Origin of the sequence: Mycobacterium sp. ITM-2016-00318, assembly GCF_002968285.2 — a bacterium.
In the GTDB taxonomy this organism is placed as follows: Bacteria; Actinomycetota; Actinomycetes; order Mycobacteriales; family Mycobacteriaceae; genus Mycobacterium.
In genome coordinates, this window is the sequence record NZ_CP134400.1 from 3,028,563 (window position 1) to 3,053,675 (window position 25,113).

At 66.3% G+C, this 25,113-nt stretch carries 25 protein-coding genes; 14 read left to right on the forward strand and 11 right to left on the reverse strand.

Translation table 11 applies throughout. The annotated features are described in order from the left end of the window. Positions 1–40 precede the first annotated feature (40 nt). Genes C6A82_RS14895 through C6A82_RS14905 form a run of 3 tightly spaced genes read left to right on the forward strand, consistent with a single transcriptional unit; the run spans position 41 to position 3,231 of the window. Entirely contained in the window at positions 41–520 is a 480-nt protein-coding gene (locus tag C6A82_RS14895) for an MSMEG_6728 family protein (RefSeq protein WP_105343788.1), read from the forward strand. A 39-nt stretch (positions 521–559) separates the two neighbouring features. Further along, positions 560–1,945 (forward strand): cytochrome P450, encoded by a 1,386-nt coding sequence (locus tag C6A82_RS14900; protein WP_105343768.1) that lies wholly within the window; start codon positions 560–562, stop codon positions 1,943–1,945. Further along, a complete protein-coding gene (locus C6A82_RS14905; protein WP_311101353.1) occupies positions 1,942–3,231 on the forward strand; it encodes a competence/damage-inducible protein A in 1,290 nt (429 codons plus the stop codon). The genes C6A82_RS14900 and C6A82_RS14905 overlap by 4 nt, the downstream gene beginning before the upstream one ends. Before the next feature lie 9 nt (positions 3,232–3,240). Here C6A82_RS14905 and C6A82_RS14910 read toward each other — a convergent pair whose 3' ends face one another. Both C6A82_RS14910 and C6A82_RS14915 read right to left on the reverse strand, forming a co-directional pair. Beyond that, entirely contained in the window at positions 3,241–3,627 is a 387-nt protein-coding gene (locus C6A82_RS14910; RefSeq protein WP_311101354.1) for a DUF6941 family protein, read from the reverse strand. Positions 3,628–3,642: 15 nt separating this feature from the next. Further along, the gene (locus tag C6A82_RS14915; RefSeq protein ID WP_105343279.1) at positions 3,643–4,554 is read right to left on the reverse strand and encodes an alpha/beta fold hydrolase; all 912 of its coding nucleotides are present in this window, start codon (positions 4,552–4,554) and stop codon (positions 3,643–3,645) included. Between the two features lie 67 nt (positions 4,555–4,621). Here C6A82_RS14915 and C6A82_RS14920 point away from each other — a divergent pair, with 67 nt between their 5' ends. Beyond that, positions 4,622–5,458: a hypothetical protein gene (locus tag C6A82_RS14920; protein WP_105343288.1), complete on the forward strand. Its 837-nt coding sequence runs from the start codon at positions 4,622–4,624 to the stop codon at positions 5,456–5,458. A gap of 1 nt (position 5,459) precedes the next feature. On the opposite strand, the gene C6A82_RS14925 is transcribed toward C6A82_RS14920, so the two are convergent. Then, positions 5,460–5,834: an amino acid-binding protein gene (locus C6A82_RS14925; RefSeq protein ID WP_105343290.1), complete on the reverse strand. Its 375-nt coding sequence runs from the start codon at positions 5,832–5,834 to the stop codon at positions 5,460–5,462. Positions 5,835–5,936: 102 nt separating this feature from the next. On the opposite strand from C6A82_RS14925, the gene C6A82_RS14930 reads away from it, so the two are divergent. Further along, complete coding sequence (locus C6A82_RS14930; RefSeq protein WP_105343298.1) at positions 5,937–6,227, forward strand: DUF4333 domain-containing protein; 291 nt, start codon at positions 5,937–5,939, stop codon at positions 6,225–6,227. A gap of 295 nt (positions 6,228–6,522) precedes the next feature. Here the strand turns inward: C6A82_RS14930 and C6A82_RS14935 are convergent, their stop codons facing one another. Continuing rightward, positions 6,523–7,179, reverse strand: a complete 657-nt coding sequence (locus tag C6A82_RS14935) for a glycoside hydrolase (RefSeq protein ID WP_105343300.1) — start codon at positions 7,177–7,179, stop codon at positions 6,523–6,525. Positions 7,180–7,512: 333 nt separating this feature from the next. Beyond that, positions 7,513–8,646, reverse strand: a complete 1,134-nt coding sequence (locus C6A82_RS14940) for an alkaline phosphatase family protein (RefSeq protein WP_105343281.1) — start codon at positions 8,644–8,646, stop codon at positions 7,513–7,515. 28 nt (positions 8,647–8,674) lie between these two features. On the opposite strand from C6A82_RS14940, the gene C6A82_RS14945 reads away from it, so the two are divergent. Further along, positions 8,675–9,301, forward strand: a complete 627-nt coding sequence (locus C6A82_RS14945) for a M15 family metallopeptidase (protein ID WP_396836092.1) — start codon at positions 8,675–8,677, stop codon at positions 9,299–9,301. A gap of 7 nt (positions 9,302–9,308) precedes the next feature. On the opposite strand, the gene C6A82_RS14950 is transcribed toward C6A82_RS14945, so the two are convergent. Then, positions 9,309–9,980, reverse strand: a complete 672-nt coding sequence (locus C6A82_RS14950) for an alpha/beta hydrolase (RefSeq protein ID WP_105343282.1) — start codon at positions 9,978–9,980, stop codon at positions 9,309–9,311. 59 nt (positions 9,981–10,039) lie between these two features. Here C6A82_RS14950 and C6A82_RS14955 point away from each other — a divergent pair, with 59 nt between their 5' ends. The 3 genes from C6A82_RS14955 (at position 10,040) to C6A82_RS14965 (ending at position 13,714) form a co-directional block, all read left to right on the forward strand. Then, entirely contained in the window at positions 10,040–10,603 is a 564-nt protein-coding gene (locus C6A82_RS14955; protein ID WP_105343283.1) for a hypothetical protein, read from the forward strand. Further along, positions 10,600–11,967, forward strand: coding sequence for a phenylacetate--CoA ligase family protein (locus C6A82_RS14960; protein WP_105343285.1), 1,368 nt, complete (start codon positions 10,600–10,602; stop codon positions 11,965–11,967). Before C6A82_RS14955 ends, C6A82_RS14960 begins: the two co-directional genes overlap by 4 nt. Before the next feature lie 100 nt (positions 11,968–12,067). Beyond that, positions 12,068–13,714 (forward strand): NAD-dependent malic enzyme, encoded by a 1,647-nt coding sequence (locus C6A82_RS14965; protein ID WP_311101355.1) that lies wholly within the window; start codon positions 12,068–12,070, stop codon positions 13,712–13,714. Between the two features lie 7 nt (positions 13,715–13,721). Here C6A82_RS14965 and C6A82_RS14970 read toward each other — a convergent pair whose 3' ends face one another. Next, positions 13,722–14,477, reverse strand: a complete 756-nt coding sequence (locus C6A82_RS14970) for a glutamine amidotransferase (RefSeq protein WP_105341628.1) — start codon at positions 14,475–14,477, stop codon at positions 13,722–13,724. Positions 14,478–14,497: 20 nt separating this feature from the next. After that, entirely contained in the window at positions 14,498–15,178 is a 681-nt protein-coding gene (locus C6A82_RS14975) for a hypothetical protein (RefSeq protein ID WP_105341627.1), read from the reverse strand. Between the two features lie 568 nt (positions 15,179–15,746). On the opposite strand from C6A82_RS14975, the gene C6A82_RS14980 reads away from it, so the two are divergent. Both C6A82_RS14980 and C6A82_RS14985 read left to right on the forward strand, forming a co-directional pair. Beyond that, on the forward strand, positions 15,747–16,559 hold the full coding sequence (locus C6A82_RS14980) for a peptidoglycan-binding protein (protein ID WP_105341625.1): 813 nt from the start codon (positions 15,747–15,749) through the stop codon (positions 16,557–16,559). A 43-nt stretch (positions 16,560–16,602) separates the two neighbouring features. Next, the gene (locus C6A82_RS14985) at positions 16,603–19,167 is read left to right on the forward strand and encodes a hypothetical protein (protein WP_311101356.1); all 2,565 of its coding nucleotides are present in this window, start codon (positions 16,603–16,605) and stop codon (positions 19,165–19,167) included. Between the two features lies 1 nt (position 19,168). Here the strand turns inward: C6A82_RS14985 and aceA are convergent, their stop codons facing one another. From aceA to C6A82_RS15000, 3 genes are all read right to left on the reverse strand, one after another. After that, positions 19,169–21,463: an isocitrate lyase ICL2 gene (gene aceA, locus C6A82_RS14990; RefSeq protein ID WP_311101357.1), complete on the reverse strand. Its 2,295-nt coding sequence runs from the start codon at positions 21,461–21,463 to the stop codon at positions 19,169–19,171. A gap of 64 nt (positions 21,464–21,527) precedes the next feature. Beyond that, the gene (locus tag C6A82_RS14995; protein WP_105341602.1) at positions 21,528–22,241 is read right to left on the reverse strand and encodes an SDR family oxidoreductase; all 714 of its coding nucleotides are present in this window, start codon (positions 22,239–22,241) and stop codon (positions 21,528–21,530) included. A 64-nt stretch (positions 22,242–22,305) separates the two neighbouring features. Next, on the reverse strand, positions 22,306–22,692 hold the full coding sequence (locus C6A82_RS15000; RefSeq protein ID WP_233216712.1) for a hypothetical protein: 387 nt from the start codon (positions 22,690–22,692) through the stop codon (positions 22,306–22,308). A gap of 178 nt (positions 22,693–22,870) precedes the next feature. Between C6A82_RS15000 and ripD the strand changes: the two genes are divergently transcribed. The 3 genes from ripD to C6A82_RS15020 all read left to right on the forward strand — a co-directional run bounded on the left by ripD (position 22,871) and on the right by C6A82_RS15020 (position 25,108). Further along, entirely contained in the window at positions 22,871–23,410 is a 540-nt protein-coding gene (gene ripD / locus C6A82_RS15005) for an NlpC/P60 family peptidoglycan-binding protein RipD (RefSeq protein WP_105341603.1), read from the forward strand. A gap of 299 nt (positions 23,411–23,709) precedes the next feature. After that, a complete protein-coding gene (locus tag C6A82_RS15015; RefSeq protein WP_311101358.1) occupies positions 23,710–24,339 on the forward strand; it encodes an aminoacyl--tRNA ligase-related protein in 630 nt (209 codons plus the stop codon). A gap of 121 nt (positions 24,340–24,460) precedes the next feature. After that, entirely contained in the window at positions 24,461–25,108 is a 648-nt protein-coding gene (locus C6A82_RS15020) for a His/Gly/Thr/Pro-type tRNA ligase C-terminal domain-containing protein (protein ID WP_233216689.1), read from the forward strand. The last annotated feature ends 5 nt before the right edge of the window (positions 25,109–25,113 follow it).

Sequence of the window (25,113 nt, forward strand, 5' to 3'; positions counted from 1 at the left end):
GCTTGTGTGCCCACCTTCACGTGCGGGTACTCGTAAGGCGATGCAGACCTTCCTCCCGTGCCCTGGGTTCACGGACTCGGCGCGGGTGCTCGACCCTAGGCGACTGGGCAAGCAGCGCGTCGAGACCATTCAGGTGCTGCGTGCGCTGACCGTCGCGGGCTACGGGTGGCGGCATCACCCCGCTGCGGCGATGTGGGCCGAATACGAGGAGGCGCTCGTTCGATACGGGCTTGCGGTGTGTGGCGTCTGGTGCGACATCGGCAACGCCGACACCTGCGCCACTACCCTCGTCGACGATCTGACCAGAACGCTCGGGCAGCGCTCGGTTCGCACCGAGGAGGAGTTATCGGCGGCCGGCGAGCTGCCGCCCTGGCTGGGGGCGGAGGCGTTTCACCGCAGCCACCAGGCGGCGTTGGTGCGCAAGGATCCCGAGCACTACCGCCGCTACTTTCCCGACGTCCCCGACGATCTTCCCTACGTCTGGCCGGAATCCGACCGGATGCGCCGCGTGCCCGTCTGATCTCGTTTCGACGCGCGAAGCGGCTCGTATGCTCAACTGATGGGTGACACCGAGCACGCCACACTGCCTCCCGGGCCCCGACTACCGGCCCCAATGCAGGCCGCACTGATGGCCCGTTACTGGCCGCGTTTCATCTCCGCGTGCAGGCGGCGCTACGGCCGTGTCTTCACGATGCACATCGCCACCATGGGAACTCTCGTGTATCTGGACGACCCCGCCGAGATCAAGAAGGTGTTCGCAGGCAGCCCCGACGTGTATCACGCCGGTGAGGCGAACATGATGCTGGCCGGCCTGCTGGGTAACGGCTCGGTACTGGTGATCGACGGCGACGTGCACAAGGAGCGAAGGCGCCAGATGCTTCCTGCGTTCCACCGCGACGCCGTCGGCCGCCAGACCGCGCTGATGGCGGAGATTGCAGCGGCCAACATCGCGACCTGGCCGCTGGACGCCGACGTTCCTGTCGCACCGAAGATGTCGGAGATCACGCTCGAGGTGATCCTGCGGACCGTCATCGGCGCATCCGACCCGCAGCGGCTTGCCGCCCTGCGCGCGGTGATGCCCAAGCTACTCAACGTGACGCCATGGGCCTCGCTCGCGATCGCCAAGCCGGGTCTGCAGCGGCTCGGCCCGTGGCGTTCGCTGAGACGCAACATGGACGAGGCGGATCGACTGCTGTTCGCCGAGATCGCCGACCGGCGAAGCGATCCCAACCTTGCTACGCGTACCGATGCGCTCGCTATGCTGATCCGCGCCGCCGACGAGGACGGCGGCACGATGACCGACCGCGAACTGCGCGATCAGCTCATCACGCTGCTCGTCGCCGGCCACGACACGACGGCGACCGGGCTGTCCTGGGCATTGGAACGGCTGACCAGACATCCCGCAGTCCTGGCCAAGGCGGTACACGCCGCTGAGGCGAGCGCGGCGGGCGACCCCGCCGGCGACGAGTACCTCGACGCGGTGGCGAAGGAGACCCTGCGGATCCGGCCTGTGGTCTTCGACGTCGGCCGCATCTTGAAGGAACCGGTCGAGCTCGCGGGCTATCGACTGCCTAGCGGCATCATGGTCGCACCGGGAATCGGTCTGGTGCACAGCAATTCCGAGCAGTACCCGCACCCGAACGTTTTCGATCCCGACCGAATGGTCGGCGCCACACTTGGTCCGGCGACCTGGCTGCCGTTCGGCGGGGGCAACCGGCGCTGCCTGGGTGCGACGTTCGCGATGGTGGAGATGCGCATCGTGCTGCGGGAGGTGCTGCGTCGAGTCGAGCTGTGCACCACGACGGCGAGCGCCGAGCGACAGAAGGTAAAACACGTCATTCTGACGCCGCATCGCGGCGCGCGCATCCGTGTGCGCGCCCGCAAGGACGTTCCGCCTGTGGCCGCTGCGGCCGCCGAGGCGTCGCCGTGTATGCATAGCTCGTGAGTGCACGCGCAGGCATCGTCGTCACCGGTACCGAGGTTCTGACCGGGCGGGTCCAGGACCGCAACGGCCCGTGGGTCGCCGACCGCCTCCTCGAACTCGGCGTCGAGCTGGCACACATCACCATCTGCGGGGATCGGCCCGATGACATTGCCGCGCAGCTTCGTTTCCTCGCTGACGAGGGTGTCGATCTGATCGTCACGAGCGGCGGTCTCGGTCCGACCGCCGACGACATGACGGTTGCGGTTGTCGCGGAATTCTGCGGACGCGAACTGGTTCTCGACGATGCGCTCGAGGAGCGGATCGCCGAGATCCTCAAGCGGCTGCGGGCCCGCTACACCGACTTGGATTTCGAAGCGGTGCGGGCAGCCAACCGGAAGCAGGCGATGGTGCCTGCCGGTGCGACTATCCTCGATCCGGTCGGCACGGCGCCAGGCGTGGTGGTACCTGGGAAACCCACGGTTCTCGTGTTACCGGGACCGCCCCGCGAACTGCAGCCGATGTGGCGTACCGCGGTGCAGACCCCCGCGCTGCAGGAGGCGATCGCGGGTCGCACCGAATACCGGCAGGACATGGTCAGGATGTTCGGCCTGCCCGAGTCGGGGCTGGCGGAGACACTGCGCGAGGCAGAGGGTCGCGTCGACGGGTTCGACCGACTCGAGATCACCACCTGTCTGCGTCGCGGTGAACTCGAGATCGTCACGCGGTACGAACCGGACGCGGCAGGCGCGTATGCGGGTCTACTGGACGTGCTACGGAAACATCATGCGCGGCAGATCTTCTCCGAAGATGGTGCTCTTGTCGACGATCAGGTGGCCGCCCTGTTGGCGGGCCACCGTATCGCGACGGCGGAGTCCTGCACGGCCGGACTCGTCGCGGCGCGGCTCACGGACGTTCCGGGTTCATCCGACTACGTGGCGGGCGGGGTGGTGGCCTATGCCAACGAAGCCAAGGCAGGGATGCTCGACGTCGACACGGCGTTGATCGAGACGCACGGAGCGGTGTCCGAACCGGTGGCGGAGGCAATGGCGCGGGGTGCGCTGCATCGATTCGACGCCGACACTGCTGTCGCGACAACGGGTATCGCGGGCCCCGGCGGTGGTACCGAGGACAAGCCGGTCGGGACGGTGTGCTTCTCGGTGATGCTCGCCGACGGCCCGACCTTGACCAGGACGCTTCTCCTGCCGGGGAACCGCTCAGATATCCGGGAGCGCTCGACGACCGTCGCGATACACCTGCTCAGGCGGGTTCTGCTCGGCGCGAAAGACCCTGCGGCGCTCGAAGACTGACGTGAACGGCTATTCGTCGTCGGTCACCGTGAAGCCGGCGAGCCAGTCCTCGTGCATCTCGTCGTCGATGGATACCCGCCACTGATACCGCTGACCGGGGGTGAGTTTGAGCGGCGGGATGGTCGCGGTGAACGGAATGGTGACCGGTGTGCCCTCGGGATGAACGGGTTTGTGTTTGGCCTTGATGACGCCGTGCTCGGTGTGGGCGACGCGCACACCGTCGCTGTCGACGAGCTCGGCGCGGATGGGGAATGACTTGTTCAGCTCGGCCCACTCGACTTCGACGAAAATGACCAGCGCGTGCTGCGGGACAGGGTTGGAGCTGGCCGTCCAGCCCAGCCCGAGCGCGTGAACCGTACCCGCCTGGTCCAGCGCCGCGCTCTGGGCGAGAAGCACGATCGCTCTCATCGGTCAGTCGGTGGTGTCCCACACTTCGAGCATCGAGCGCAGGATCTCCTCGGCGCGCCCGAGCCCACCGAGGTGGCTTTCGCCGGGCATCGGAAACAGTTCGGCGTCGGGCAGCCTCGACACCACATGCTGACCGTGCGCGTAGGGCACGATGTGGTCCGCGTCGCCGTGCCACCAGCGCACGTGGACCTTCACCTCGTCGAGCCGGAACCCCCAGTCGTGGGCGAAGGCGACGACGTCGTAGAACGGCGCGGCCATCTGCCGACGGCTGCCGTTGAGCAGATCGTCGAGGAACATGCCCTTGATTTCGGGCCGCGCAAGCAGCGCGCGGTCGGCGGGCGGTGACACCAGGCCGTAGAGATCCGCGGCCGGCCCTGCCACCGGACGGATGAATCGGATCAGCGTGGCGGCCACCACCCCTATCGGCACCTTCGCCACCCTGAGCAGCGGGGCGACGCGTATTCCGAGGTTGCCCATCAAGCCGCCGTCGATACCATCGGGTCCTGACGGCGGCGCGACACCTCCGACGACGCCTGCCGCTACCACGCGGTCGGGCATCGCGGCAGCACATGCCAGCGTGTAGGGGCCGCCGCCGGAGAGACCGACGACCGCCATCTTGTCGATTCCGAGCGTGTCGGCGATCGTTCGGAGGTCGTCGCTGAACGCGAGAACGTTCTCGTACTGATGCGGCGTCGACGAGCCGATCCCCGGTCGGTCGATGCCGATCAGCCGGATGCCCGCCTCTGCGGCATAGGCCCGCGCCTCGGTGGGAATCTGTCTGCGGGCGCCGGGGGTGCCGTGCAGCCAGAAGATGGCGCGGCCCTGAGGGGCACCGAACTCGGCGAACCCGATCTGCCTGTTCTCGCCGACGGCGATGTTTCCCTCGAGCTTCGGGCGATCGATTGCGACAACCATGCCCAGAGTGTCGCATGTCCGCCGTGGTCGCCTGTCGGCCTACCGACTTCTGGCGCATCATGGCGTCATGCCCGGTGACGAGCTCGACAGACTGTACGGCGCCAGGCCCGAGGAGTTCACCGGGTTGCGCACCGCACTGGCCGCTGCCGCCAAGAAGCGCGGGGACACCGCCGCGGCCAAGCTGATCTCGGGCGCTCGGAAGCCGACGACGGCGGCATGGGTGGTCAACCTGCTCGTGCACACCAATGCAGACGTCAAGGGATCGCTGACCGATCTGAGGGAGCGGCTTCGTGCTGCGCACGCCGCGATGGATGGCGCCGCGATCCGTGAGTTGTCCGCGGAGCAACGGTCCCTTGTCGACCAGCTCGCACGCGCCGCTTTCGAGGGCGCGGAGGTGAGCAACCCGTCGGCAACACTGCGCGAAGACGTTGTCGGAACGCTGCAGGCCGCGGTCGCCGACCCCGACGGGGCCGACCGGCTCGGCCGGCTGGCCAAGGCCGAACAGTGGTCCGGCTTCGGGGACTTCGGCGCCAGCGCCGTCGTCTCCACCACCGCGCGCAGCAGCAAGGGCGGCGCCAAGTCGGACAAGACGCGCACGAAGCCCCGACGCGACCAACCCGACCACGATTCCGAATCCGCCCGCAAAGTGCAGGAGGCGAAAGCGGCGTTGGTCGCGGCCGAGCAGACAAAGGACGACGCCGACAGTCAATTATCGGACAGGCAAACGGATCTCGCGGTGGCGCGCCTGCGACGCGACGAGATGCGGCAACGCCTCGACGAGGCCGAACGTAACCTCGCCACCGCAGAGGACGCCTATGGAGAGGCGAAACAGGCCAGCCGTGATGCGGCAGAGCTCGTCAGGGATGCCAAGGCACGCCTCAAGCAATCGCCGCGCACCAAATGAATCAGCCGACAGCGGCTTTCGCCTCGGCGAGATTGTCGGCCCCCAGAACCAGTCTGGTGTTGGTGGCGAGGTAGGCGAGCGTGAGGTTGACCCGCGACGCCCCGAGCTCGTGTGCGACTTCCCCGAGCGCCCCCGGCCGGTCCTCGATCGTCAGCACAAGCACCTCCTGTTCGGCGGCGATCCTGATGCCGGCGCTCTGCAACGCTTCGAAGGCCGCGGTCGCATCGTCGACGAGGATGTGGACCTCTGCCTGTCCTCCGCCGCTCGTCACCGCGCACAACCCCGCGATATTGGCTCCGGCGCTGCCGAGAACGTCACCGATGCGGGCGAGTTCGCCCGGTTGGTCGTTCAGGTAGAGCGTCAGGTCTGTGGGCATGACCGACTCCTTTCGCACCGACGATCATCCTCCGACGGACGGAGCCTTGTTGCCGGTTCGGGAGTGCTGGTCGCGTTTCTACTGATCTGCAATACTGCGTCGATGCGACGCCCATTGCTGCTTCTGGCGGTCTTGTCGGTTGGACTCCTCGGTGGTTGCGGCTCCAAGATCGATCCGGACGGCGCGGCGAAATCGGTTGTCGACGTCGTGTCGGGCCAAACGAAGTTCAAGCCGAAGGACGTGACGTGTCCGTCGGGGGTGGACGCGGAGGTCGGTACCGAATTCGACTGCAAATTCACCGGACCCGAGGGTAAGGAATACACGGCCCACATGAAGGTGACGAAGGTCGAGGGCGACAACGTCGAGTTCTACGTCGAGTCAAAGCCGAGCTAGTTCTGCTGCCGGGGCACCTCGCGTACTCGGTCATCGGTTCTTGTTTTCCGCGCGAGAAATGAACGCGTCGAAGCGTTTTGGGTGTTCGTGGGCATCACCGTGGCACCGCGAATGCGTGCTGGCTTGCCGGGCACCGCGCCGATGAATCGATGAGACCTCTGTCAACGATGGTCACCACGGCGGCGACCACACCGGTGGACAACAGCCGCATCACCGAAACGCATTGCTGTAATGCTTTGCGTGCAGCATCATCACGCCATTTCAGCTACACGTCGGGAATCAGCCGCCCGCCCGCTTACGCGACGAGGGGCGACGGGGGCAGCTCGCCGCCGGACGGCGGCGGAAGCGGCGCACCGGGTGGCGGGGGCTCGGCTCCCGTTGGAGGAGGCAGCGGCGCACCGGGCGGCGGTGGCTCGGCTCCAGGGGGAGGAGGCAGGGGAGCACCGGGCGGCGGCGGAAGCGGTGCGTCAAGGCCGACCGGAATGACGGCGCCTTCGGGCGGAAGCGGGGCTCCCGGGGGTGGCGGCAGCAGCTCGGGCGGCAGCGGCGCGTCGGGCGCGGGCGGTGTGTCGGCGGGAGCGATGTCGAGATACATGTGCCGGTAGAACTGTGTCTGGTAAGCGCCCCCGCCACCGATCTTCACTCCGCCGCCCTCACCGGACGACACGGGTGTCCCGTCGGGCAGCGTCGCGGCGGTGTGACGGCCGTTCCACCCGACGTTGAGGGCCCCGGGCTTGGTTCCGTACTGGAAGCCTCGCGCCTTCAAGGCGCCTTCGATATTGCCGGTGTTGAACCGGTCGCTGTAGACCGGACGGCCGGCGGCGGCATTGCTCACGAAAGAGACCAGGCCCGAGCAGTCAGTGCCGGCAGCGGAGTTACCACCCGTGATGTAGGGCGTTCCCGACAGCTGCTGCACGAGCGTCAACAGAGATGCGGTAGCGACAGCAAACATGACGACGGACACTAACAGAGCTGTGATCACACGCTGAACTTCTGTGACAGCCTTCACAATTCAGCTAGGTAGTGGGCCCTTTCGCTTTGTGCGATAAATGAACATAGTTGCAGCACAATTGGTTTCGCGAAACGCGATGCGTGCCTTGATGGCCGAACGATAGCCTACTACGCTGAATTCGGAGATACACAACGTCTTCCAGATATGTGCGGCCCCATTGCAGAGTCATCAACGGCGAGCCGCTGCGGACGATCGCGCGCGGTGGACCGACCAGTACAGCGATGCGCCCGCGCCGCCGTCACATCCACGGACGCACCGGTACGCCTGGCTCCCTCAGCCGTAGGCCAGTAATAGGGGAATGCGCTGCTCAGCGCTCGTGAGCGAGCCGTGGTGGCCGACAAGCGACGACTCCACCGGCTCGACGGCTCGCCGCACCATCGTCGCTGTGCCGGTGGCAGCAGCTACGACATCGCCGATTCTCGATCGAACGTCGTCGCGCACCGGCCCGCCGAACCAGCCCGCGGCAATCGCTTCCTCACGCGAAGCCACCCATGCGCGCCCGGCAAGCGTCTCTCGCCACGCCGCGAGCACGGTATCGATCGCGCCATCCTCTATATAGATGTGGCGGGCCCGCGGCTCGCCACCGATCGCCGCGACTCCGTCGAGCAGTGCGGCGCACTCATCGATGTCCACGACGTCGTCACCGGTTTCCACCATTCCGTGGTCTGCGACGACCGCCAGCAGACCGCCGGGCGGAAGATCGGAGACCAGCGACTCGATCAGTCGGTCGACCTCCCGTAACTGCAGCCGCCACGCCTGCGACCCGGGGCCGTAGAGGTGCCCGAGCAGGTCCACGTCACCGTGGTAGCCGTAGCAGAATCCGCCGTCGGCGACGGCGGTCCGCACACTCGCGCCGAGGTCGCCGAGCGCCTGCACCCCGACGTAGCGTCCGCCGCGCAGCACCGCGCGGGTCAGCCCTGAGCCACTGAACTCCGCCCCGGAGACGACGCTCACCGAGATGCCTGCCAAGGCCGCCCTCTCGAACGTGGTGGGTAGCGGTTGTACCTGTTCCGGCGGTGCTTCCTCGCGAAGGTCGTCACCCCGGGGGTGCGGCCGCCAACGCAGCGAGTTCATCACCCCGACACCGGGCAGCCGGAACGACATGCCGACCAAGCCGTGCTCGCCGGACCGGCAACCGGTGCCGACGGCGGCCAACCCGGCCACCGTGGTCGACGGGAAGCCGGCCTGCAGTGTCCGACCGCGCAACTCCGCCATCACCGGGGCGTCCTTCGCGTGGGCGTCGAGCAGTTCGGCCCCGAGACCGTCGATCAGGAGTACGCATGCCCCGCGTATGTCGCCCGCAATTTCGATCCGGGATTCGAATCCGGCCACACCCATCGCCGCCAGCACCGATGGGACGACGTCGGCCAGATGGGGGGTGCGCGGGTCCGGCTGCGGCAGGTCCACATCGCGAGCCTGCCATATCCTTTGCGCTATGCCGCTGCGGATGATGACGGTCGCGGGCGTCGGGCTCTCTGTGCTGCTCGGCGCGTGCGCGTCGCCGCACCCGACGACGGTGTCGATGCAGGTGGGGAGCACCAAAGCCATGACCGCGCCGGCGGCCCAACTGACGAACGGGCCCGCCCCCGAGGACGCAGGATTCTCGATCGGACCCGCCGCCACCGACACCATCGGCGGCTACCTTCCCGATGGCCAGACCGTTTCGCCGTTCGATGCCACCAACCCGGTGATCGCATGGCTGGATCCGCCGTTGCTCACCGCGATTCAGAACGCGGCCCGCAGTGCCGAAGACGACGGCATCGACGTGGCGATCACGTCGGGCTGGCGGACCAAGGGATTTCAGCAGCGGCTGTTCGACGACGGCGTGCGAACCTACGGAAGCGTGGAGGCGGCCCAGCAGTTCGTCGACTCACCGGACACCTCACGCCATGTCCTCGGCAAGGCTGTCGACATCGGCCCGGTGGAAGCCGACAACTGGATGATCCGCAACGGTCCGCGATTCGGGCTGTGTCAGATCTATGCCAACGAGATTTGGCACTTCGAGCTCGCGGCGGACAAAAACGGCATCTGTCCGGTCTTGAAGCCCAATGCCGCCGGGTGACACCCTGTCAGCCGAGGACTGCTGCGATCCGGGACGCCACTTCGGTTGCAATGCTTAGAGTTTCGGGATCGTCGGCGGCGAAATAGCGATCCGCGACGGGATCGTAGACGGCACCCGCGATCGACGCATGATCGGCGTTGAGCTCGGCGACGTCGACCTGCCAGCCATGACGCGACAGCGCATCGGCGAAGTCGCGGCTCGCCGCGATCGGTACGACATCGTCGCCGATGCCGTGCAGAAGTGTGAACGGTGACCGGTCCTCGACACCGGAGAGGCTTCGTGCAGGCACCTCGGCAGAAATGGGATCGGTCGCCATGAAGGCCCCGGCCAGACACACCGTGTGCCTCACTCGGATGCCCAGCCGAGCAGCGTTGATCGTCAGCCCCGCCGCGGCGAGTCCGCCCATTGACCAGCCCACGACCACAAGGCCGTCCCCTTGCGACGACAGATCGTGGGCGAATCGCGCCGACCGCAGCAGGTCGTCGCGGCCGTTGTCGTCGACGTGGGAGTCCCAATCAGCCGCAACTACCGACAACCCGCGCTCGGCGACGAGCCCGGCGAGCGGTCCCACGGCCGCGCGAGCGTTACTCTGCATTCCGTGCCAGAGCAGAACGGTTGGTTTCGCCGTGTCACCGAACACGTCGGCCAGCCGGCCGGGTGCATATTCGATTGTGTCCATTCCTCCGAGGCTACGAGGCCATCGAGGGAAACTTGTACCACCGCCTGTACCATCTCGGCATGCCGAGAGAGGACAGCCTCTCGAGTCGATTCGACTATCTCTTCGAGCCCCTCGACGTCGAAGAGTCGGTGCCTGACGCCGCCGACGCATCGTCCAAGGGTGCCGACGACGGCGGCCAAACTCCCACCGCGGCGCCGGTTCGGATGGCTTTCGCCGCATTCGTTCTCGCCACGCTCGGTGTCGTCGCGGTGATTGCGGTGCTGCTCCTTCAGGAGCCCAACGCGCCGCAGAGCCCACTGAACCTTCCCGTCCAGCCGTCCCCGCCTCCGATGTCGGTGGCCAACGTGCCTTCCCAGGCTGACACCGTTGCGCCGCTCCCGCCCACGATCGCGGACGACCCCACGCCGCGAACGATCGAATCCATACCCACACCACAGGTGCCGCCGTCGGTGCAGCAGCCCGCATTAACGCCCGCGCCCCGCGGACCGCAGGGCGGCGTCTCGAATTCCCCGACGACTCGGGCGCCGATAAGTGTCGCGCCCGAATCGCGTCCGCCGTTCCCCAACGAAGGACCGCCCCCTGGTGAGAACGGTGGCGGTGGCCTTCTCGGTGGACTGTTGTGACCGACGCGCGGGAATCGTATGAGCGCCTACGTGCCGCCCACGTCGATGCCGTCAGCGCCGCCCTCGAAGATCACGTCGACCGAATCGATTGGACGCGAGTCCAGATCGAACACCACCAGACCCAGCGGTTGCGCTCTCTGCTGGCCTACGCCAGGGAGCGGTCGCCGTTTCACGCTCGGCGGCTCAGCGGCATCGATCCATCCGTGGTGACGGCGGCGGATCTGGCCGGGGTGCCGATGATGACCAAGACTGAGGCGCAGGACGAGTGGGATGACATCGCCACCGTTTCCGACCTCACCCGCGGTCAGGCCGAACGCATCCTTGCTCGCCAGCAATGGTTTTCGTATACACCGAGCGACCAGCAGGTCTTCAGTTCGGGCGGATCGAGCGGTGTGCGCGGCATCTACGTCTGGGACTGGCACTTCTTCGTGTCCATCGCGTGCTTGGCGTGGCGTCTGCAGGCGCGCGAAGAGCGGCGCGCACCGCGCTCACCGACGAGGCTCGCCGTGCTGGCCGCAGGCTTGCCGCCACACGCAAGCACGCCGTTGTTCGACGTGCCGACGGCGCCCGGGATGGAAACCGTCGTGATCGCGGCAGGCGCGCCGATCGAGGAGACCATCGCGGCGGTCGCCGCAGCCGATCCCACGCATCTCGTCGGCTACGCCACCGTCGTCGGACAACTTGCGCGCGCGTCGGTGGCGGGGCGCCTCGACATCCGGCCGGTACGGGTGAGCACCAACTCCGAACCGCTCCTCGACGAAGACCGCCAGGCGATCCGCGACGCGTGGGATGCTCCCGTGCACAACCTGTGGGGATCGACCGAGATCGGCGTGCAGGCGGTCGGCTGTGCCCGAGGTGAGGGCCTGCACGTCTGCGAGGACGAGGTGATTCTGGAACGCGTCGACGAGAGCGGCGCACCTGTCGCTCCGCATGAGCCCGCCGCCCGTACGCTGGCGACCGGCCTCGCCAACCGCACTTTCCCGTTCATCCGTTACGACCTCGGCGACCAGGTCAATTGGCTTGAAGGACAATGTGAGTGCGGAAGCGCGTTCGCACGAGTCGCCGATATCGGCGGCAGGCGCGATGACGACTTCCGCTACGACACCGCGACGATACCGGCGAGTGTGTTCCGCCATGTTCTCGGCACGGATGCCCGCGTCTCCGAGTATCAGGTGAATCAGACCGCGCATGGCGCCGACGTTTCCGTGGTGGGAGATCCCGACGCTGACGCCTTGGCATCCGCGGTTGCCACGGCGCTGAGCAGGCACGGGTTGGCGAGCGCGCAGATCACCGTTCGCGTCGTCGACAGATTGCAGCGCCACGAGTCGACGGGAAAACTCAAGCGCTTCGTTCCGCTGGCTTAGTCGCACGGAAGCGGGCAATCGCCGAATCCAGACGTTTCCCGCATGTTCACCCCGCTAGCGTGGAATCCATCGCAGAGAACCGGCGGAAGGAACCATCTCCATGCCCGACGAATTGACGGGGCAAGCGAAGCTGTTCGACGCACTGACGACCAAAGGCACCGCGTTCACCCACGAGGAGCGCCTCCGATACGGGCTGCTGGGCCTGCTTCCGACCGCAGAGAAGACACTCGCGCAGCAGGTTGCGCACAGCTGGCACGAGTTCTGCACCCGCCGTGACGATCTCGACAAGCACATATACCTGCGCGCCCTCCAGGACCGCAACGAAACCCTGTTCTATCGGCTGCTTTACGAGAACATGATCGAAACCATGCCGATCGTGTACACGCCTACCGTCGGTGTGGCGTGCGAGCGCTTCAGCGAGATCTATCGGCGCCCAAGGGGGTTGTTCGTCTCCTACCCCGACCGGCACCGGCTCGCCGAGGTGATCGACAACCGTCCTCACCGCGATCCCGACGTGATCGTCGTAACCGACGGTCAGCGCATCCTCGGCCTCGGCGATCAGGGAATCGGCGGGATGGGCATCCCGATCGGCAAGCTGTCCCTGTACACGCTCATCGGTGGCATCAATCCGGCGCGCACCTTGCCGATCGTTCTGGATGTCGGCACCGACAACGTGGAACTGCTGGAGGACCCGCAGTACCTCGGCTGGCGGCACCGCCGGATCAGCGACGAGGACTACTACGCCTTCATCGATGAATTCGTCGCCAACGTACGCGACCGGCTCCCGAATGTGTTGCTGCAGTGGGAGGACTTCGCGACCGCGCACGCGCAGCCGATCCTCGAGCGCTACCGCGACCAACTGCTGACATTCAACGACGATATCCAGGGCACCGCTGCAGTGACTGTCGGTGCCCTGCACGGGGCGTCGAAGGTCGCGGGCAGACCGCTGTGCGAACAGCAGGTGGTGATGCTGGGAGCCGGGTCCGCGGGCATCGGTGTGCTGGACATGGTGCAGCAGGAGATGATGGCCCAGGGCCTCTCCGCCGCCGACGCCGCGGCGCGGATCTGGGTGGTCGACGTCCAGGGACTGCTCACCGACGACCGCACCGATCTGTCACCGGGGCAGCAGAATTTCGCGCAGCCGGCGGACCGTGTCGCAGGGTGGGGACTGTCCGGCCCGGCTCAGCTCGCCGAGGTCGTGCACCATGTGGATGTCGGGATTCTGATGGGACTGTCCACTGCTGCGGGTGCCTTCACCGAGAACATCGTTCGCGATCTCGCCGGAAAGACCGAGCGCCCCATCATTTTTCCGCTGTCCAATCCGACGAGTCGCGCCGAGGCGCACCCTGCCGAGTTGGACGAGTGGACCGGGGGGCGCGCGCTCATCGCCACCGGTTCGCCGTTCGCGCCGTTGCAACGCAATGGAATCGAGCGCCCGATCGCACAGTGCAACAACGTCTACATCTTCCCCGCCATGGGGCTGGCAGTGACCGCGGCGCAGGCCACCCGCGTCACCGACGCGATGATGAGGGTGGCGGCCGCGACACTCGGCGACGCGTCGCCCGCCTTGTCGAATCCGGATGCGCCGCTATTGCCCGCGTGGTCCGAGCTTCCCGACATCGCCATACGCATCGCCCATGCCGTTGGCCGCCGGGCGATCGCGGAGGGCGTCGCTCCGCCGCGCAGTGACGACGAGCTGGCCGCGCGCATCTCCGAAGTGCACTGGACGCCGGAGTATCCGGAGTAGCGGTCGGTTACCTCGGCCGGATGTAGCGCCCCACGAACCGTCGCAAGATCGTGGGCGGATATTCGATATGCCGTTGTCGTGCCGCCGCTTTCAAGGCGTCAGCGGATTCGGGTTCGAAGTAGCCGTAGTTCTTGTAGACGTCGATCCTGGTGAGGATGCCTGCCAGGTCCAACTCGGGGTGGAATTGCGTTGCGTACGTGTTGGCGCCGACCCGGAATGCCTGCACGGGACAGTCCGGCGAGGAGGCGAGGCGCACCGCCTCGGGCGGCAGGGAACTGGCCGCCTCCTTGTGTCCGCCGAACGCGTCGAACACATCCGGCAACTCGGCGAACAGTGGGTCCTCGCGACCCGCTTCGGTGAGCGTGACCGTAACGGCGGCAACAGGTTCCGGATAGCTGCGGTCGACGGTGGCACCGATGACCGTACCGAGCGTGCCAACGCCGTAACAGCACCCGAGGAATGGAAAATCCCGATCGACGATCTCCTCGACGAGTGTGAGCAACTCAGACTCGGCGCGCTGTTGCGTTTCGCTCTTCGACTCCGGTGGATCGCTGACGTTGTACGGTCCGCCACCGAGAATGACACCGGACCAGTCGTCGAGATTGACTGGCCCCAAAGGCCGGTGCGTGAGGCGGATACGGTGCATACCGCTCTCGTCGAGGCCTGCGAAGCGCATCATCGCCTGGTATTCGTTGTCCGCCGCTGCATCTTCGCCGCGTATGGAGAGCAGCAGGAACGGGGCGAGTTCGGCGTCTGTCGGCATTGGGTTCCCGGTGAGAAGTGTCAGCAGAAACCGAAGCACCCGCGGCGGCGCGGTTTCTCACCCGGCGCGTCGCCGGGAGTGTTGGAATCGCTGCCGGGCACCGGCTTCGGTACCGGCGCGACGCTCATCGGCGCCCGGGTCACGTCAACTCTGGGCTTCGCGGCGGGAGACGGTTCGCTGTACCTCGGCTGGTACTGACGTTGCGGTGCGGAGTACGTCGGCTCCGCCGGACGAGGAGGTGGGGGCGGCGGAGGCGGAGGCGGAGGAGCCGGTTTCGGCTCGGGTCCGGGGGCACCCACCACCGCCGGGGCAGCCTTGGTCGGCGCGGGTGGGGCACTGGTCGCACCGGTGAGCGACTGTTCGGCCGCTGTGCTTGGACTCCGCAGGACGAACCAGCCGCCGCAGATCACCGCGGCGATGAGCGCCACCGCGAGGACCGCAGCCGCCGGCTTCGTGCGGTACCAGTGCCATTCGCGATAGTTGGCGGCCGCGAAGTCATGTTCTGGTCGCACATACGGAGCCGACACCAGAGGCGGTTGCAGCGGGCTGTCGAAAAGATGGATCCACTCGGGTTCGGCGGCCTGCTCCGGCACGACGTCATAGAGGTCGGTGGGATCAAAGGCCGCCCGGTCCTCCCACGGAGGCACGGATTGCGGTAGCACCGGCGTGGGCACGTCGACGATGGGGATCGGCGCGGTCACCGGGTCGTGGTCGTGAATCGGGGGGACATCTTCTGCGGGGCGAGGCTGCTCACGAGCAGGATCGGAATACGTGAAGTCTTGGTCTGGGGGGCCACCTGCTTGGCTCGACGCCGAACTAACCAACGATGTGAGGAGCGCCTGATCGGCCGCCCGACGAAGGGCGCGGCGTTCCATCAGCCGATTTACCCGCCCCATACGGATAAGCCTAACCGGGACACGACCATGCCGCGTGCGCCTGTTGCCTCACGTGTCAGCCCGGCGAGGGTGCGTCATCCGCGCCGAGAAATGGGGTCGACACCCGATACTCGGCCCCTCTCACACGCTTGCCGAGCGGCCTTCAGCAAATTTTTGTCCGGTCAGTCGAAAAGCGCTTACCTCGACAACTCCCATCAATATTCGACGCTGAAGTTAATTAGATCGGCGACATTGTGCCAGCGTGGCGCCGTCAAGCGAGGCTTTCGGCAGAAAATTTTCTGTTGATCTTGATGATCGTTGGGTACTCGCTGGACACGAAAAGTGACGGCTATCACTGGGCTGGTTAAGCCGGTGCGATGAACAGGAGAGAGCAATGAGTCAACAAAGTCTCACCCCCGAGGAGCTGATGGCGGAAAGCGCGACCGCACTTCCGGACAAGGAAGTGATCTCGATTCTCGACCTGAATGTCGACGTCGACGTCTTCATCGACGCCGCCGCGCCCATTGACCTTGCCGCAGCCGCCCAGCTGAACGTGGCGGCGCCGATCGACGCCGCGGCCAGTGCCAACGTGTTGTCGACCAATTCCGATGCGCTCTCCCAGGTCACCCAGAACGGCACCCTTACGCAGATTCTGGATGGCACCGCAACCGCCACGGCCGATCAAGTCAGCGTCATCGACCAGTCCGATGTGGCCGACGGCGATCCCGAGGATACGGATCCGCCTGATGACGGCGGCACCGTTGAGGTCGGCGACCTTGCCACGCTCAGTGGTCCGCTGCTCAATGTGGACGTCAACGTCGACCTCGACACCGACCTGGCGGCTCCGATCGCCGGGGCAGTTGCGGCCAACGCCAACGTGGCCGCGCCGATCAGCGCCAGCGTCGCCGCCAACGTCCTGTCCACGGATTCCATCGCCAGCGCGGTGTCGAACCAGGAAGTAGAAATCTACCAGTCGCTGACTGGCGATTCACTGGCTACGTCGACACAGGACGCCGAGATCACGCAGGGCACCTCGCAACCCGCTCCCACTGGTACGGCGTCGACCGCAACCGAAGCGGCTTCGGCGAGCACTGCGACCGGTGACGCCGGCGGTAGCGCATCCGGTGATGCCGGCGGTAGCACGTCCGGTGACAGCGGAGGCACCTCTGGCGGTACCTCGGACGGATCGAGCGGTTCGGGTAGCTGACGGGGTTAACCACTGAATCGCTGACACCACAGGGAGCAATGCTGTGACCATCGAGGCGCTAGGTAATGAGCGCACGGCACCGGCGCAGGCGAAGCTGCGCCGGGCCGACGGTGTTGAGCTGATCGGGGAGATGGCGGGATCGGGCTACCGGGTCCCGCCTTCTCTCGCCCGGCGCACCGACGGGCAGACGATCCAGCTCACTCCGCTGCTCTACGCGCTCCTCCGCGAGATCGACGGTCGCCGCTCCCCGGCCGAGCTCAGCACCGCCGTTTCCGAGTCGACCGGGCGTCCTGTGAGCGAGGAGAACGTTCACCAGCTCATCGAGCAGAAGCTGCGACCCCTAGGTCTACTGGCCAACAAGGACGGCAGCCAACCCGAGCTGAAGAAGCGGAATCCGTTGCTGGGACTCCGCTTCCGCTATGTCGTCACCGGCGCCGAGCGGACCCGGCGGCTCACCGACCCGTTCAGAGTCCTGTTCCGGCCCCTGGTGGTCGTGGCGCTTCTCGTCGCGTTCTGCGTCGTGTGCTGGTGGGTGTTCTTCCGTAAGGGTCTGGCCTCGGCCGCGTACGACGCTTTCGAGCGACCGGGACTGCTGCTGCTGGTGTTCGCGGTGACGGTGGTCAGCGCCGGGTTCCACGAATTCGGGCACGCTGCGGCGGCGAGATACGGCGGCGCCACGCCCGGCGCCATGGGCGTCGGCCTGTATCTCGTCTGGCCGGCTTTCTACACCGATGTGACTGACTCGTACCGACTCGGCAAGGCAGGACGGCTGCGGACCGACCTCGGCGGCTTGTATTTCAATGCCATTGTCGCGGTGGGGATTTCCGGGCTGTGGTTGTGGCTGCAATACGACGCCCTTCTGCTGGTCGTAGCCACGCAGATCATCCAGATGCTGCGTCAACTTGCACCGCTGGTGCGGTTCGACGGCTACCACGTGCTGGCCGACCTCACCGGTGTGCCCGATCTGTATGGCCGGATCAAGCCCACCCTGTTGAGCATCCTGCCGTGGCGCTGGGGTGACCCGCACGCGCGGTTGCTGAAGCCGTGGGCACGCATCGTGGTGACGCTGTGGGTGGTCATTGTGGTTCCACTTCTCGCACTGGCGCTTTGGACGGCAGTCGTGGCGCTTCCTCGCCTGATCGGCACCGCATGGGCCAGCCTCAACAAGCAGCAGGACGTGCTCGCCACCGCCTGGGCAGACGGCGACATGATTCAGGCGACCGCCCGTGTGCTGGCGATGACCGTCGTCGTGATCACGGTGGCGAGCGTTCTTTACATGGTGACTCGATTCACGCGCCAAATCGTGGTCACTGTGCGGCGGGCCACCGCCGATAAGCCGGTGAAGCGCATCCTCGCCGGCATCGTGGGCGCCGCTGTTATCACCGCGATCGCCTGGGCGTGGTGGCCGAACGACGAGAATTATCGCCCCATCCAGGCATCGGACCGCGGCACGATCGGCGACATCTTCTACGGCTTGCAGGTCTCCTCGCTGAGCGAATCCCGGACTGTCAGGGACGCACCACGCCCGGTTGCTGCTTCGAGCAACCTTGTGCGGGGACAACACGGTGTCATGCAAGCCCTCTGGGATATGCGCACCCCGCCGCCCACGAAGGAGTCGCCGCAACTGGCAGTCATCCTGGTGCCCCGGGCCGGGTCGGTCACCGTGGCCGGTGGTGGCGGTGGGTTAGTGGCCACCCCGTCGACCTCGGCGAAGGCCGGCTGGGTCTTCCCTGTCGACAAGCCGCTGAAGCCGGAGAAAGGCGACAACCAAGCACTAGCGGTGAACACCAGAGACAACTCGATGGTGTACGACGCCGCGCTCGCCATGGTCTACGTCGAGGGCTCCGAGGCGATGAACGTCAACGAGGCCCATGCCTACGCGTCATGCAATTCGTGTGGCGCGGTCGCGGTGGCCTATCAGGTGGTCATCGTCCTCGACACCGACCCGACCGACGACAACGTGGCCGTGCCGCAGAACCTCGCCGGTGCCCTCAACTACGACTGCGTCAACTGCATGACCTACGCGCTCGCACAGCAGCTGTTCATCACCATCGACGAACCGTTGACCCCGCGGCAAAAGTGGGAACTCCAGAGGATCATGTGGGAGATGAGGCTCTACGAAGTCCGAATCAAGGCGGGGACCGAGGATCCGGAGGAGATCCAGGCCAAACTCGACGAGTTCGATACACGCATTCTGGCCGTCGTCGAGCCAAACCTGGCGCCGTCACTGACTCAGACCCCGACCGCTCCGACCACAGCACCGACCACCGCCGCGCCGAGCGCGTCGACAGCGCCCTCGTCGTCCGCGCCATCGGAGACTGCTACCGCACCACCCTCGCCGAGCAGCGAGCCCACCGCATCGACGGAACCGACGGCGTCCGCTGACACCACAACCGGGAACGTCATATCCACCGACCCGACCACGTCGGGGGACAACACCTCGGTGGCGAGCACCCCAGATGGATCCACTTCGACCGACCCCACGACATCAAGCGGAACGGATGGCTCGACGTCGACCGATTCCACCACGGACGGCACGGCGACGACCGACTCCACGACCGACTCCACGACTGATGGATCGGCCACGGACGGCACTACCTCGCCGTAGCTCAGTCCTCCTTGCGAATCAACCGCATCAGCGCTTCGCGGTCGGGCGCCAGCAGATCCTCGATGCGCGGCTGATTCACCTCGGCGACGATGACCTCACCGACGTCCTTGTTGACCTCGCTGAAAATGCCGTGCGACTTCATCTTCTCGGTCTGATAGATGTTGTCCTCGGTCGGCTTGATGTAGTACACCGCGTCGGCCTTGAACCGGTGGATCAGCCACAGATGAATCAACGTCATCAGCCGCTTCTGCCGCAGTTGCGATGCGAACGTGTTCTGGTCGCGCACCGTCAGAATGCTGCGCCCGTTCCTGTCCTTGATGGGATCGACGAGGACATTGGCGAGCTTGTCGTCGCCACCGGCCCCGCCGTAGATGCCGAGCTCGAGCACTTCGCCACCTGGGCGCAGCGGACGGAACTGGAGGCGCAGCTTCTCGCCGAGCTGGTAGTGCTCGCCCCACATCGCCAGCCACTCCTCGAGCAGCTTCTTGGGTACCTCGGTCTGCACGAGGTGCTGATGCTGTGTTGAGCCTTCGCCCATCGACTTCGTGGTGGCCGTCCGGCCGGAGGACGCTGCCAGGGCGGCGTCGCTACGCGGCCCCCCGACCAGAGTCTGCGGAGTGCGGTACGGCGACTCCACTAGACGCATCTTGCGCTGAAGGCGGGCCAGCGAAAGCATCCCGTCCTGCTTGAGCGCCCCGGCGAACTCTTCGGCTGCGACGCCGTCGATTTGGTGGCCGCCGTAGGTCATGAAGTTGAAGACGAAGCCCATCTTGCCGATTTCCTCTGGAAACCGGCGCATCTCGTCATCGCTCATACCGGTGGTGTCCCAGTTGAACGACGGGGAGAGGTTGTACGCCAACATCTTGTCGGGATACACGGCGTGGATGGCGTCGGCGAACTGCTTGGCGTCGGCCAGGTCCGCGGTCTTGGTCTCCATCCACAGGATGTCGGCGAATGGCGCCGCGGCAAGGGACTTCGCGATCGCGTACGGGATGCCGCCGCGCAACTGGTAGTAGCCCTCGGGAGTCTTCGCCCGCTCACAGTCCCAGCCGGCGTCGGCCCGCAGCTCCCGCGCCTTCTGGCGAGCCTCGTAGAGTGGCGCCGTCGCGGCGAACGTGCGCCAATCGGCGGCGCTCATCTCGAGAGCTTCGCCCTCGCGTTCACGGAACTCGAGAAGATCCGCGACGGCCTCACCGTAGGTCTCCAACCCCGCATCGTTCTGCCATGCCTCGACAAAACGTGATTCGACCTTGTCGAAGAGGGCGTCGACCGCCTCGTCGCCGTCCTGTTGCCATGTCGCCACGGCGTCGGCAATGAGCGCCAAGATGCCTTGCCGCTCAAGCCAAGCGATGGCCGCCGCGTACTCGCCCTCAGGCAGGGCGTAGAGCAGATGCCCGTTGAGGTGTGTGATGCCCGACTCGTAGAAGCTTCGCACCATCGCCAGAAAGCACGACTTGTAGGAGGGGATCCTGAGGTTGGTGACACCGAGCAGGAACGGCTGGTCGCGCTCGTCGGCGCGGCTGTCGATCAGGTTGGCGGCCTCGGCATCGGTGCGCGCGACGATGATCCCTGCGACACCCATGATGTCGAGCTGGAAGCGGGCGGTGTTGAGCCGCTTGATCTGTTCGTCCGACGGGACGAGCACCTTGCCGCCCTGATGACCGCACTTCTTCGTGCCGGGACGCTGGTCTTCGATGTGGTAGCCGGGCACGCCCGCCTCGACGAACCGCCGAATCAGGTTGCGCACGTGCGGGTCTCCGCCATGGCCGGTGTCAGCGTCGGCGATGATGAACGGCCGGAAGTCGACGGCGGGGGTTGCCGCGCGCTGGTCGTCGGTCATCCGCAGGCGCAGGTACTGCTGGTTGCGGTCTGCGGTCAGCAGCGCGCGCACCAATCCGGCGGCCTCATCGGGAACCTGGCTCAGCGGATAGCTTGCGAGATCGGGTCCGGGATCCTCGGTCGTCGACCCCTTTGCCGATGTCGCCCAGCCGCCGAGATAGATGCCCTCGATGCCCATCCGCTTCATCGTGACCGCCTGGCCGGGGGAGTAGGGCCCGAAGGTGGTGATGCTCTTGTGCTGGGCGAAGAGCTCGCGCAGCCGGTCGTAGAAGGCTGCCGCCGCCTGGCGGGCTACCGGGTAATCAGTGCCGATCGTGCCGCGCTGCTCTACTACCTGGCGGGCCGAATAGAGGCGGATGATGCCCTCGAAGCGAGGACTGTCGAAATACCGCTGCATCGCGGCGACATCCTGCTCGAACGGGGTCTGGGGCGCTGCATCTGTTTCGACGATGGCCATGAATCAACACTACGGCCCACGTTTCTCCCGTAGTGCCGATTCCGCAGCCACTGCGCCTGAGGTACTACTCGGTGTAGTCGGCCACCAGCGGAGGCCGCGACAACTGTGAACGCACCGTGCGCGTCAGCTCATCGGCCAGGATCTCGGGCTCGCCCGCGAACAAGCCGTCGAGAGCCTGAGCGGCAACCACCGCCGGATCGAGCTTCTGATCGGCGGGAACGAACTCCGCCATGTCGGTGTCCATGAAACCGACATGCAGCGCCGCCACGTGGATGCCGAGCGGTGCGAGCTCCTCCCGGACTGCGTCGGTCATCGCCCAACCCGCGGCCTTGGCCGCCGAGTACGCGCCGAACTGGGCGGCGTGCACCCAGGAGAGGACCGAGAGGACGTCGAGGATCGCCCCGCCGCCGTTGCCCTCGATCACCGGCACGAAGGCGCGGATAGTCTGCAACGTGCCGAAGTAGTGGGTTTCCATTTCCAGCCGGATGTCGTCCACGGGGCCCGACAGCAGGTTCGACTGCGTCGACACACCGGCGTTGTTGACGAGGACGTTCACATCTGCTGCGATCTCGGCGGCGCGGCGCACCGATTCGGGGTCGGTGATGTCCAGCGCGACGGGCACGACACCGGGAATGTCGATCGTCTCGGGCCGTCGCGCCGCGGCGTACACCGTGGCTCCCCGCGCGACCAGTTCGGTGGCGAAGCGCTTGCCCAGGCCTCGGTTCGCACCCGTGACGAGCGCGACGATCTTGTCGTCCCGCAGATTGATCGTGGTCATGTCGACGCCTCCGTTGCGCTATCCGGCAATTCTGTACCAACCGGTCAACAACGCGGGCGCGACGCTATTCCCGGCCGCCGTCCAGCAGCGCCCCGAGTGCCTGCGGATCGGCGACGGTGACGGTGAGCGCAGAGTGGTCGCGGAACCCGATGACCCGCTTGATCTTCTCCCGGAAGTGAATGCACAAACCGCTCGCCGGATTCGTGCCGAACGTCAGACCGTCGTCGGCCAACGAGAGTCGGGGACCGACCGCCGTCCACCATCGATAAGGACCGGCGACGTGGGTCTCGGAGATGTTTCCCACCGGCGTGTCGACGCGCAGCAGACCGAAGGTGGCGACGAAGCGGCCGTCGTCGGTGATGGTGACGCCGTCGCGCCACGGCAACGCGCCTGCGGCAAGCCACATCGGCGCGAACCGCTTGTCGAAGCGGTAGGGGAAGAACTCGCTCACCTCGTTATGCAAGCACGCCGATCACCGTTTCGTCACGTTACGGCCTCTCATTGGCGGATGTGCCGTGCGGCGGATGGCCCCTGGCGACGCCAGGTTGTACAAGTAGCTGAGGTGATTTCCGTCCACCAACGGGTCGCCCATTGTGGTCGCGGTGAACTGAAGGAAGAGAAAGTTCGACATGAAACGCATCTACGCCTTGGTGGTCGGTGTTGCCGTGTTGATGGCGACGCCCGGTCTGGCGCTCGCCGACGTCACCCGACCGCTCAGCAACCAGCAGTTGATCCAGTACGTGATCGCTCGAGGCCTCGCGCAGCGTGGGGTCCCGTTCTCCTTCGGTGGCGGCGACGTCAACGGCCCGACCCGGGGTAGCGGACCGACGGACAACGCCCTTGGCCTCGACCGGCAAGGCCATGTCGTCGGGCTGGACCCGATGGCCAGCACCGTCGGCTTCGACGCATCGGGTCTGATGCTGTATTCCTACGCCGGTGTGGGCGTCAAGCTGCCGCGCTCGTCCGGCGCGCAGTACAACGCGGGCCGCAAGGTGCTGCCGCAGCAGGCGCTGCCCGGCGACCTGATCTTCTACGGCCCGAACGGAAGTCAGAGTGTGGCGATGTACCTGGGAAACAACCAGATGCTGGAGGCCGGCGATCCGGTGGTGACGGTTTCGCCGGTGCGGACCGCCAATATGGCGCCCTACCTCGTTCGGGTCATCACCTGAGCCGATGCGGTCATGCGCCCGCGAGCGCTCACCGATGTACGGTTTCGGCCCAGGAATCTGTACCGCAGTGAGCGCTCGGCGGGCACCGGCTGGAGGCGGCGATCGCCGACGCTGGTGAGCGGTCGACGATTCAGATCGTCGTACGCACAAGGTTCTGGGACGAGGCGCTGCTGCGGGCCGCCGCAGTCGCCAGCCAGGTGGTGGGCGCCGATGCACCACGGGTCTATTTGTCGAGGCCACCCTGCCGTAGGCCGAAAATCGCGCGACTTTCGCCGGCTTCGCTCCGTAACGTCACGCCCATGGCGGTGCTGACCAGTCAGCAGGACGACTTTCCCCGGTGGTACCAAGAAGTGCTCACCAAGGCAAAGCTCGCCGAGAACGGGCCTGCGCGCGGCACGATGGTGATCCGCCCGCACGGCTACGCGATCTGGGAGCGGATGCAGGCGGAGGTCGACCAGCGGATCAAGGCCGCCGGGGCGAGCAATGCCTACTTCCCGCTGTTGATGCCGTTGAGCTTCTTCGAGCGGGAGGCAGAACACGTCGAGGGGTTCAGCCCCGAGCTCGCCGTCGTGACACACGGTGGCGGCAAGGAGCTGGCCGAGCCACTTGCCATCCGGCCGACCAGCGAGACCGTCATCGGCGAGTACATGGCCAAGTGGATCGACAGCTATCGCGACCTTCCTTTGTTGCTCAATCAGTGGGCGAACGTCGTGCGATGGGAAATGCGGCCGCGAATCTTCCTGCGCACCACGGAGTTCCTGTGGCAGGAAGGCCACACCGCGCACGCCAGCGAGTCCGACGCACGACAGTACGCCCGCAAAATACTTCGCGAGGTGTACCAGGATTTCATGCGCAATGTGCTCGCCGTGCCGGTGATGTCGGCGTCAAGACCGCACGCGAACGGTTCGCTGGAGCCGCCAACACCATGACTTGCGAGGGCATCATGAGAGACGCGAAGGCCCTGCAGATGGGCACCTCACACGAACTCGGTCAGCGATTCAGTACCGCTTTCGACATCACCTACTCCGATGCCGACGGCACAAGGCGGCTGTGCTGGACGACGTCGTGGGGATCGTCAACCCGGATGCTCGGCGGCCTGATCATGTGCCACGGCGACGACGCGGGCCTGGTCCTGCCACCGGCGGTGGCGCCGATTCAAGTGGTCGTCCTCGTCATCAAGGACGCCGACGGCGCCGTCAGCCGCGCTGCGTCGACGCTGGTTGGCAACTCGAGCGGCGCGGGCTGCGCGTACGTCTCGACGACGATGTCGACCAGAGCTTCGGTTGGCGGGCGACGGAGTGGGATCTGCAGGGCGTGCCGATCCGGGTCGAGATCGGCCCGCGCGAAGTCGCCGCCGACAACGCCGTCCTGTACCGCCGGGACACGCGTGAGAAGAGCACGCGGGCTCTGCACGCCGTCGCCGAAGAGGCACAGAGACTGACCGCCCGCGTCCAGACCGACATGCTCGGCGCGGCTACGCAGCGACGGGACTCGGTCGTCTCCGACTGCGCGACACTCGCGCAGGTCCGCGACGTCGCGCAGACCGGCGTGGCACGCGTGCCGTGGAGCGTGGTCGGGTCTTCGGGGGAGCAGGAACTCGCCGCAGCCGGCGTGACAGTGCGATGTCTGCAGTCCGGCGGCGGAGCACTACCCGACGATGATGAAGGTGCGATCGCCTACATTGCCCGGGCCTACTGAAGCCG